The sequence below is a fragment of the Glutamicibacter sp. 2E12 genome (assembly GCF_050030965.1).
Lineage (GTDB): Bacteria > Actinomycetota > Actinomycetes > Actinomycetales > Micrococcaceae > Glutamicibacter.
On the sequence record NZ_CP188297.1, the window covers coordinates 320,389 to 331,721 of the forward strand.

Here is an 11,333-nt window from a genome sequence, read left to right on the forward strand (position 1 = left end):
CAAAAGCCATGTATTTTTTCGGTTTGAGGTTGTTGTCTCGTAACCGCATAGTGAACGCGAACAGCATTGAAATCATCAGTTCAATATTGTTTTATTGTGTGTTGAAAGTCATCGGCCTATTAGTACAGGTCAGCTACACAAGTCTTTAGTCCTTGCTTCCACATCCTGCCTATCAACCCAGTGGTCTAGCTGGGGGCCTCTCACACTCAAGGTGCATGGAAATCTCATCTCGAAGCAGGCTTCCCGCTTAGATGCTTTCAGCGGTTATCCCTTCCAAACGTAGCTAATCAGCGATGCACTTGGCAGTACAACTGACACACCAGAGGTTCGTCCGTCCCGGTCCTCTCGTACTAAGGACAGCCCTTCTCAAATTTCCAACGCGCGCAGCGGATAGGGACCGAACTGTCTCACGACGTTCTAAACCCAGCTCGCGTACCGCTTTAATGGGCGAACAGCCCAACCCTTGGGACCTACTCCAGCCCCAGGATGCGACGAGCCGACATCGAGGTGCCAAACCATGCCGTCGATATGGACTCTTGGGCAAGATCAGCCTGTTATCCCCGAGGTACCTTTTATCCGTTGAGCGACGGCCCTTCCACGAGGTGCCGCCGGATCACTAGTCCCGACTTTCGTCCCTGCTCGAGCTGTCACTCTCACAGTCAAGCTCCCTTGTGCACTTACACTCGACACCTGATTGCCAACCAGGCTGAGGGAACCTTTGGGCGCCTCCGTTACATTTTAGGAGGCAACCGCCCCAGTTAAACTACCCATCAGGCACTGTCCCTGAACCAGATCATGGTCCGAAGTTAGGTGACCGGTACAGCCAGAGTGGTATTTCAACGATGACTCCACCTGAACTAGCGTCCAAGCTTCACAGTCTCCCACCTATCCTACACAAGCTGCACCGAACACCAATACCAAACTATAGTAAAGGTCTCGGGGTCTTTCCGTCCTGCTGCGCGTAACGAGCATCTTTACTCGTACTGCAATTTCGCCGAGTTCATGGTTGAGACAGCGGGGAAGTCGTTACTCCATTCGTGCAGGTCGGAACTTACCCGACAAGGAATTTCGCTACCTTAGGATGGTTATAGTTACCACCGCCGTTTACTGGGGCTTAAATTCTCAGCTTCGCATTACTGCTAACCAGTCCTCTTAACCTTCCAGCACCGGGCAGGAGTCAGTCCGTATACATCGTCTTGCGACTTCGCACGGACCTGTGTTTTTAGTAAACAGTCGCTTCCCCCTGGTCTCTGCGGCCCACACCCGCATCAGAGAAGCAAGTTCTCATCACGGGGCAGGCCCCCCTTCTTCCGAAGTTACGGGGGCATTTTGCCGAGTTCCTTAACCATGATTCTCTCGATCGCCTTAGTATTCTCTACCTGATCACCTGTGTCGGTTTGGGGTACGGGCGGACTTGGACCTCGCGCCGATGCTTTTCTAGGCAGCATAGGATCACCGAATCACCCCGAAAACGGGGCGCCTATCAGGTCTCAGAATATATGAGCGGCGGATTTGCCAACCACTCTTCCTACACCCTTGGACCAGGTCAATTCCATTGCCTGGCTCGGCTACCTTCCTGCGTCACACCTGTTAATACGCTGACCTCACTGCATCGGTTCCCACCACATCAACCAGCAAGATACCCGAAGGCACCAACAGCTAGCGTCAATCATGGTTAGCATCCACAGCTCAGTATGGGCGGTCCTTCGCCGGTACGGGAATATCAACCCGTTGTCCATCGACTACGCCTGTCGGCCTCGCCTTAGGTCCCGACTAACCCAGGGCAGATTAGCTTAACCCTGGAACCCTTGATCATTCGGCGGACGGGTTTCTCACCCGTCATTCGCTACTCATGCCTGCATTCTCACTCGTGTGGCCTCCACCGCTGGTTTACACCGCGACTTCACCGTCCACACGACGCTCCCCTACCCATCCAAACACCCAATCGAAACCAGGTTAATATTTGAATGACGCAACTTCGGCGGTGTGCTTGAGCCCCGCTACATTATCGGCGCGGAATCACTTGACCAGTGAGCTATTACGCACTCTTTCAAGGGTGGCTGCTTCTAAGCCAACCTCCTGGTTGTCACAGCAACTCCACATCCTTTTCCACTTAGCACACGCTTAGGGGCCTTAGTTGGCGTTCTGGGCTGTTTCCCTCTCGACTATGAAGCTTATCCCCCACAGTCTCACTGCTGCGCTCTCACTTGCCGGCATTCGGAGTTTGGCTAAGGTCAGTAACCTTGTAGGGCCCATCGCCTATCCAGTAGCTCTACCTCCAGCAAGAAACACGCAACGCTGCACCTAAATGCATTTCGGGGAGAACCAGCTATCACGAAGTTTGATTGGCCTTTCACCCCTACCCACAGCTCATCCCCTCCATTTTCAACTGAAGTGGGTTCGGTCCTCCACACGCTCTTACACGCGCTTCAACCTGGCCATGGGTAGATCACTTCGCTTCGGGTCTAGATCACGCCACTCAAACGCCCTATTCAGACTCGCTTTCGCTACGGCTTCCCCACACGGGTTAACCTCGCGACGTAACACTAACTCGCAGGCTCATTCTTCAAAAGGCACGCCATCACCAGGGAACAAGTCCCCAGCTCTAACGGATTGTAAGCGCACGGTTTCAGGTACTATTTCACTCCCCTCCCGGGGTACTTTTCACCATTCCCTCACGGTACTGATTCACTATCGGTCATCAAGTAGTATTCAGGCTTACCAGGTGGTCCTGGCAGATTCACACAAGGTTTCACGGGCCCCGTGCTACTCGGGTATCAACACTAGAACGGCAGACACGCATTACACCTACGGGACTATCACCCTCTATGGTCCGGCATTCCAACCGATTCACCTATACGCCTGCACCTCATCCCACCAGCAAGATAGCGCTGGTACATGCCGACCCCACAACCCCGGTGATGCAACGCCTATCCGCTATCACACACCAACCGGTTTAGCCCCATCCGCGTTCGCTCGCCACTACTAACGGAATCACTGTTGTTTTCTCTTCCTGCGGGTACTGAGATGTTTCACTTCCCCGCGTTCCCTCCACACAGCCTATACATTCAGCTGCAGGTCACACCACATAACATGGTGCGGGGTTCCCCCATTCGGAAATCCTGGTCTCAACGTCCGGTTATCGACTCCACCAGGCTTATCGCAGATTCCCACGTCCTTCATCGGCTCTTGATGCCAAGGCATCCACCGTGCGCCCTTAAAAACTTCAACACAACATCAAAGTCAAAAGATATGAGCAATAAAACAATCTAACAAAATCACGCAGACAAGACTCCAACACCAGGCAATCCAAGGAAAAGGACTACCCAGCTCATCTCATCTGCAAGATGCTCGCGTTCACTATACAGTTCCCAAACAACAACCCCGCACCCCCGCAACAACACCCCAAAACCAACACCAACCAAAGGCCAGCATCAATCCAACAGGACATCCTTGCAGCAAACACAGGACAAACACCGAAACACCAAGAACCCCTCACCCAAGCGAACACCACCAGGACCCTCCCCACAGGAAGAACCCCAGCAACCATTCACCAGGAAAGGAGGCTTGTTGCCTCAAAACCCAACAGCATGCCAAACCATACAAACCACACAACACCCACACACCGCATTCCAGCACCGCAAGAAGAAAACCCCCTGCAATGCGTACTAGCAGATGCCCAAGCACCACGCGGCCACAGCCAATACCCCGCACCAGCATCAGCCAGCACGTTTTCCGGTATTGAGTCCATTGATATTCCACCCATGAGCAACCCACCCGGACAACACTCGTGTCCAGCATGGGCAACCAATAATGGTTAGCTCCTTAGAAAGGAGGTGATCCAGCCGCACCTTCCGGTACGGCTACCTTGTTACGACTTAGTCCCAATCGCCAGTCCCACCTTCGACGACTCCCCCCACACAAGGTGGTTAGGCCATCGGCTTCGGGTGTTACCAACTTTCGTGACTTGACGGGCGGTGTGTACAAGGCCCGGGAACGTATTCACCGCAGCGTTGCTGATCTGCGATTACTAGCGACTCCGACTTCATGGGGTCGAGTTGCAGACCCCAATCCGAACTGAGACCGGCTTTTAGGGATTAGCTCCACCTCACAGTATCGCAACCCATTGTACCGGCCATTGTAGCATGCGTGAAGCCCAAGACATAAGGGGCATGATGATTTGACGTCATCCCCACCTTCCTCCGAGTTGACCCCGGCAGTCTCCCATGAGTCCCCACCTTTACGTGCTGGCAACATGGAACGAGGGTTGCGCTCGTTGCGGGACTTAACCCAACATCTCACGACACGAGCTGACGACAACCATGCACCACCTGTGAACCAGCCCCGAAGGGAAACCCCATCTCTGAGGCGGTCTGGCACATGTCAAGCCTTGGTAAGGTTCTTCGCGTTGCATCGAATTAATCCGCATGCTCCGCCGCTTGTGCGGGCCCCCGTCAATTCCTTTGAGTTTTAGCCTTGCGGCCGTACTCCCCAGGCGGGGCACTTAATGCGTTAGCTACGGCGCGGAAAACGTGGAATGTCCCCCACACCTAGTGCCCAACGTTTACGGCATGGACTACCAGGGTATCTAATCCTGTTCGCTCCCCATGCTTTCGCTCCTCAGCGTCAGTAAATGCCCAGAGACCTGCCTTCGCCATCGGTGTTCCTCCTGATATCTGCGCATTTCACCGCTACACCAGGAATTCCAGTCTCCCCTACATCACTCTAGTCTGCCCGTACCCACCGCAGATCCGAGGTTGAGCCTCGGACTTTCACGGCAGACGCGACAAACCGCCTACGAGCTCTTTACGCCCAATAAATCCGGATAACGCTTGCGCCCTACGTATTACCGCGGCTGCTGGCACGTAGTTAGCCGGCGCTTCTTCTGCAGGTACCGTCACTTTCGCTTCTTCCCTACTGAAAGAGGTTTACAACCCGAAGGCCGTCATCCCTCACGCGGCGTCGCTGCATCAGGCTTTCGCCCATTGTGCAATATTCCCCACTGCTGCCTCCCGTAGGAGTCTGGGCCGTGTCTCAGTCCCAGTGTGGCCGGTCACCCTCTCAGGCCGGCTACCCGTCGTCGCCTTGGTGAGCCATTACCTCACCAACAAGCTGATAGGCCGCGAGTCCATCCCCCACCGATAAATCTTTCCACCAACAACCATGCGGTCAAAGGTAATATCCGGTATTAGACCCAGTTTCCCGGGCTTATCCCAGAGTCGGGGGCAGGTTACTCACGTGTTACTCACCCGTTCGCCACTAATCCACCCAGCAAGCTGGGCTTCATCGTTCGACTTGCATGTGTTAAGCACGCCGCCAGCGTTCATCCTGAGCCAGGATCAAACTCTCCATAAAAAAATAAAAAGCCACCGGCAACCCCTTGGAAAATAAGGGCGAAGCCAATGAAGTCCTGGCGAATAATAAAACACTCAAGAACACTGCACGGGGGTGCAATGCCTCAAGCAAATGTTATGTATTCACCAAATAAAAATATTCGGTATCAACAAACTTGGCACACTATTGAGTTCTCAAACAACAAACACTCTCGACACCACAACCACCAATCCTTCGATGACTGCTTCGCTCCGGAGCAACTTTACAAGCTTACCACCAAGTTGACTGTTGTCAACTCGACGTTTCAGTCTTGTTCACCCCGCCGTTTCCGTTTCGCCCTTTCAGGCTGTCCGGATCAGCGGCGCGAGATAAAACTCTACACGGGTTCAGCCACGACGCAAAATCGGCCTACGGGTCGAATTTCAGCCACTAATCCTACCTTGACTAGGGATTATCATAATTAGGTACAACAAAACCGCCGGAAAAGTGTCTTGGTTCACAAGCTTTTCCGGCGGTTTCGTGTAGTGCGGTAGTTACTGGGCCCTACTTGGCCAGTTCAGCCACTGCCATGTTCTTCTTGCCGCGGCGCACGATCGCGTAGCGGCCATGCAGGAAGTCCGCCTCGGCCAGTTCAGTTTCGATGCCGCCAACCTTGCCGTTATTGACGTAGGCGCCACCTTCAGTGACCGTACGGCGTGCTTCGGACAATGACTTGCTCAGGCCCGAGGCAACCAGGACATTCAAAATGCCCAGATCGTCCGCAGCAACCTTCGCCGAAGGCAGCTCCGCGATAACCGATTCCAAGGTAGGAAGATCAATCGCGCCCAGATCGCCATTGCCGAAGACCGCAGCCGAAGCGGCGATCACCTGCTCGGTAGCCTGCACACCGTGAACCAGGGAAGTGACTTCCCAGGCCAAGGTGCGCTGGGCGACGCGCTTGAACGGGCGCTCTGCAACTTCGGTTGCCAGTTCCGCGATCTGCTCGCGGGTCAGGAAGGTGAATACCTTCAAGCGGTCGATCACATCCGCGTCGGAGGTGTTCAGCCAGAACTGGTAGAAGGTGTACGGGCTGCACATTTCGGCATCCAGCCAGATGGCGTTGCCCTCGGACTTGCCGAACTTGGTGCCGTCGGAGTTGGTGATCAGCGGGGTGCCGTAGGCGTGCACCGAGTTGCCCTGGACCTTGCGGATCAGGTCGGTGCCGCTGGTCAGGTTGCCCCACTGGTCCGAGCCGCCGGTCTGCAGGGTGCAGCCGTACTGGCGGTTCAGCTCCAGGAAGTCGTAGCCCTGCAGCACCTGGTAGGAGAACTCGGTGTAGCTGATGCCCTCGTCGGAGTTCAGTCGCGCGGCGACGATCTCCTTCTTGATCATGGTGCCCACACGGAAGTACTTGCCCACATCGCGCAAGAAGTCCAAGGCCGACAGCTGCTGCGTCCAGTCCAGGTTGTTGACCAGCTGCACCGCGTTCTCGCCCTCATCGGAGAGGAAGCGGGAAACCTGCGCCTGGAGCTTGGCGACCCACTCGGTCACCGTCTCCCTGGTGTTCAAGGTGCGCTCCGCAGTTTGGCGCGGGTCGCCGATCAGGCCGGTGGAACCGCCAACCAGGGCCAGCGGCTTGTGGCCGGCCAGCTGCAGGCGGCGCATATTCAGCAACTGCACCAGGTTGCCCAGATGCAGGGACGGCGCAGTGGGATCGAACCCGCAATAGTAGGTCACAGACTCTTCGGACAGGGCTCGTTCCAGCTCGGTTTCGTCGGTGGACACGTGCACCAGGCCGCGCCACTTGAGTTCCTGCCAGACGTTCTCGAAAGATGCGTCGTTGCTCTGTCCCGCAATCACGGGATTCTGCTTCGTATCAGACATGCTCACTGTGACCATTTTCTGTCTTCGTTCTGCCCCGAGTGCCCGCGTTGCTGCTTGCGTGCACCTGTGATCGCACCGGGAGTTGGGGTTGCCTTCCCGGCGCATGGGTTTAAGGTTATCGCTTGGTGGCAGGCTCGTGCCACTTCCCCGGCCCGCCCCTTGGTCACATAGCCGACCCCCCGGTGCGCTGCTAGCCTTCCAGGCCTTCAGGCAGTTCGCGGGTGTGGACCACGCGCAGGCGCTGGGTGGTACGGGTCATCGCCACATACAAATCGCCCACGCCGCCGTCCACCTCGTCGACCAGCTCGGCCGGTTCCAGGATCAGCACGCCGTCGAATTCCAGGCCCTTGGACTCGCGCGCGGTGATCACCACGATGTCCTGGCTCAATCCGCCCGAACCGGCGCCAACGCGGTCGCCATGCACGTCCTGGACCGCCGCGCGGATGCGGGCCAGATCCTGCTGAGGCACGATGATCGCCTGCAGTCCCCCGGCCGAGTACTCCAGCTCCTCGCCCAGTGCGGCCAGGACCGCATCCTGGACTTCGGCCTCGGTGGTTTTGGTCAGCACCGGTGGCCAGTCGCCTTCGCGGACCGCCTGCGGGGTGGTGATCCGCAGGCCGGCGGCCTGGGCCACGCGCACCGCCGCGTCGGCGATCTGCGCCGGGGTGCGGTAGTTGACGGTCAGCTCTTCGAGCTCGAAGCGCTCACCGAAGAACGGCTCCAGGGCCTGGGACCAGCTGCTGGCGCCCGAGGCGGCCGAGGTCTGGGCGATGTCGCCCACGATGGTGAAGGACTTCATCGGGCAGCGGCGAACCAGCAGGCGCCATTGCATCGGCGAAAGCTCCTGCGCCTCGTCGACCACGATGTGCCCGTAGGCCCAGGTGCGATCGGCGACGGCGCGTTCGGCGGCCGTGAGCCGGGCCGCAGTTTCCTGGTTCACCCCGGCCACCTGCTCCGCGGTGACCACACCGTCGATGCCGGCGTTTTCCAGCATGGTGTGCATATTGCGCAGCGCGGCCTTGGCATTTTCCACGTCGGCCTCGTACTGGGCGGTGTGCGTGCCGGCCAGCGGGTCGGCGAACTCGCCGAGCAGCCCGGATGCCTCATCGAGCAGCGGCACATCGGCCTCGGTGAACGGCGAGCCGGCCCGGCGGTACAGGGCGTCGCGGTCCGTTTCCTCCAGATGCGGGGCCGCGGCGGCCAAAAGGTGCGGGGTGGCGAACAACTCGGCCACCAGCTGCTGCGGGGTCATCGGCATCCAGCACAGGTTCAGCGCCACGCGCACATCGTGCGATTCGCGCACTTCCTGGGGCAGGTAGGAACGGTCGGTGGTCGAGGACTGCCCGGCCGATTCCTCCAGCTTGCGGCGCAACTGCTCGGCCAGGTCCCCCACCAGCACCTTGACGAAGGTTTCGCGGGCCTCGTTGTAGGGCTTGTGGGTGTGGCGGGCTCGTTCGCGCGCGTTCTTGACCATCTTCGGGGTCAGGGTCAGGCGGGTTCCCTCCACCACCAGGGTGCGGGTTTCCGGAATCAGCCGCTGGCGGTTGCGCACCGCAGTGGCGATCACCCTGGCCATGGACAGCTGGCCCTTGAGCCGGGCGACGGTGCGGTTGGTTTCCGGCACGGCGTGGATGCCGTGGTAGAGCTCGCCCACCGAGGACATGACCACGCCGGTCTCGCCCAGCGAGGGCAGTACGCGCTCGATGTAGCGCATGAAGGAAGTGGACGGGCCGACGATCAGCACCCCGGCGTTCTTCAGCCGTTCGCGGTACTCGTAGAGCAGGAACGCCGCGCGGTGCAGGGCGACGGCGGTCTTGCCGGTGCCCGGACCGCCCTGGACCACGACGGCGCCGGGCAGCTGCGCGCGGATGATCGCATCCTGCTCGGCCTGGATGGTGCCGACGATATCGCCCATGCGGCCGGTGCGCTTCTCGCGCAAAGCGGCCATCAGCGCGCCCTCGCCGTGGTGGGTGTGCCCCTCATCCAGCCAGGTCTCGTCGAGCACGTCGTCCTCGATGCCGGCCACGGTCCGGCCCTTGAGCATCAGGTGGCGGCGGCGGCGCACCCCGCGCGGATTCAGCGCGGTCGCCTGGTAGAAGGGGGCCGCTTCGCTGGCGCGCCAGTCGATCATCAGCCGGTTCAGGTCCTCGTCGGACAGGCCGATGCGGCCGATGTAGCGGGGGGTGCCGGAGGATGAGCCGTTGCCGGACTGCTGCCCCTGGCCGTTGGCTGCCATATCCAGGCGGCCGAAGACCAGGCGGTCCTCGACGGCGTCGAGCTGGGCAATCCGGTCCTCGTAGAGGGTGGCGAAAGAGTCGCGTTCGGACATGTTCTGGAAGGTGCCCACCGCCCCCTGGGCCCGGGTGCGCTCAAGCTGCTCCACCTTTTCGGCGCGCAACTCGTCCAGCCGCGCGTACAGGCGGCCCACATAGTCGGATTCAGCTAACAGATCGGCCTCGATCATATCGGTCAACCCAGTTTCCCCTCGCGCTCAAAATGTGCCCCTGCGCAAAGCACAGGGCCCTACGTAAAACGGTTCCCACGTAAAAACACAGGACAGATAATGATACGCGCCTTTGGCCCGGCGCAGGTAATCGCGCGCACCGGTGCCAAGCGCTGGCCGGGCCCGCTGCCGGGCTGTTCGCCAGCGGCGTGGAAGCGTGGCGGTTTGTTACCTGCGCGCCGCTTCCCGGCTGCCGCTTCGGCACCGCGCTGTCCGGCTCAGGAGTGGACGACCTGCAAGGAGAGGACCTTGTGCCCCGGCAGCTTGGCCCGTCCTTCGAGGCCATCAAGTTCCAGCACGACGCCGACGCCGGCGATCCTGGCACCGGTCTGCTCCAGCAGGCGGACCGCTGAACCCACGGTGCCGCCGGTGGCCAGCACGTCGTCGAGAATCAGCACGCGGGTGCCCGGGGCGATCTCGTCCTTGTGCACCTCCAGGCAGCTGGTGCCGTATTCCAAGGTGTACTCGTCGCGGTAGACCTCGCGCGGCAGCTTGCCGGCCTTGCGGATGGTCAGCATGCCCTTGCCCGAGGCGTAGGCGGCGGCCGCCGCCAGCACGAAACCGCGGGCTTCGAGGCCCGCGACGATGTCGAACTGCCCCTCGAAGGGGGCGATCAGCTCGTCGACCATGCGGCGCAGGCCGGTCGGGTCGGCGAAGACCGGGGTGAGGTCCTTGAAGGAGATCCCTGGCTGCGGGTAGTCGGGCACGATCTCGCACAGTCGATCCAGCAGGTCGCTAATGCTCTCAGAAGTAGTCACGCCTAGTAATTTTAGTCCCTTCGCGCGCCGCACGCCGCACGATCGTGCATAATCATGAGCACATTTTGGGCGGTGTCCATGCGGTACGGCGGTTAACCATCCAGGCTAGCGGTTCATCAAGCGATCGCTGGGCCAGGGCAGCAGCTGCGGGTCCGCGGCCCCGTCGGCGGCTGCGGTAACCTGCACCGGCCCGGCCGCAGGGCGTCCGGCCATCCATGCGGCCAAGTCGAAATCGGCGCCCGAGAGCACCCACGATTTCGCCCCGTCCCCGAGCACCATCCGGGGTTTGCCATGCGGCTGCAGCACCAGGCGGGTTCCTTCCGGAACGCGGGCTTCGAGCGCCCGGAACAGATGCGCGCTGAATGCCGGCGGCCAGCTGGCGGCCGGGCGCAGGAATTCGTCCAGGTCGGTGGCGTGGATCAGCATCTCTCGCCAGGTCGCGTACATCAGGTCCGCGGCCTTGGCCCCCGGGCGGTACCCCACCGGCTGCTCCCACGTGGCTTCGGCACCAGGCAGGGTGGCGCGCAACTGGGCCAACGCGTCGGCGGCCAAGGCGCGCAGGGACTCCGGGCGCATCAGCGCGGTCATGTTGATCGCCTCGATCCGGCCCTCGGCGCCCCCGTCGTACATCAGCGGCGGCCGCTGGGCTCCGGCGTTCTCGAACTGGCGCACGGCGGCCTTCGCGAAGGAGGCCAGATGCGCGATCAGCTGGGCGGTGCTCCAGCCCGGCAGCGAACTGGGCTTGCTGTACTGGGTGTCGGGAACCTCCCGCACCTGTACGGAAAGTTCATCCAATGCGGTGGTGACCTGCGCGATGAGTTCGGCAGGGGCCAGGAGTCGAGTCATGAATCACACTTTAGCGCGAACCGGGCGCA

General features: G+C 60.0%; 4 protein-coding genes and 2 rRNA genes. All 6 read right to left on the bottom strand.

The annotated features are described in order from the left end of the window. Positions 1-98: 98 nt before the first annotated feature. Positions 99-3,231, bottom strand: a 23S ribosomal RNA gene (locus ACP3TE_RS01475). A 598-nt stretch (positions 3,232-3,829) separates the two neighbouring features. Then, positions 3,830-5,355 (bottom strand): 16S ribosomal RNA (locus tag ACP3TE_RS01480). The 16S and 23S rRNA genes sit together here, the layout of an rRNA operon. Before the next feature lie 522 nt (positions 5,356-5,877). Next, complete coding sequence (gene tyrS / locus ACP3TE_RS01485; RefSeq protein WP_105658122.1) at positions 5,878-7,197, bottom strand: tyrosine--tRNA ligase; 1,320 nt, start codon at positions 7,195-7,197, stop codon at positions 5,878-5,880. A gap of 190 nt (positions 7,198-7,387) precedes the next feature. Next, entirely contained in the window at positions 7,388-9,661 is a 2,274-nt protein-coding gene (locus ACP3TE_RS01490) for a HelD family protein (protein ID WP_426736167.1), read from the bottom strand. Positions 9,662-9,918: 257 nt separating this feature from the next. Then, positions 9,919-10,458, bottom strand: coding sequence for an adenine phosphoribosyltransferase (locus tag ACP3TE_RS01495; protein ID WP_105658124.1), 540 nt, complete (start codon positions 10,456-10,458; stop codon positions 9,919-9,921). 105 nt (positions 10,459-10,563) lie between these two features. Continuing rightward, a complete protein-coding gene (locus ACP3TE_RS01500; RefSeq protein ID WP_105658125.1) occupies positions 10,564-11,304 on the bottom strand; it encodes a maleylpyruvate isomerase family mycothiol-dependent enzyme in 741 nt (246 codons plus the stop codon). Positions 11,305-11,333: the final 29 nt, after the last annotated feature.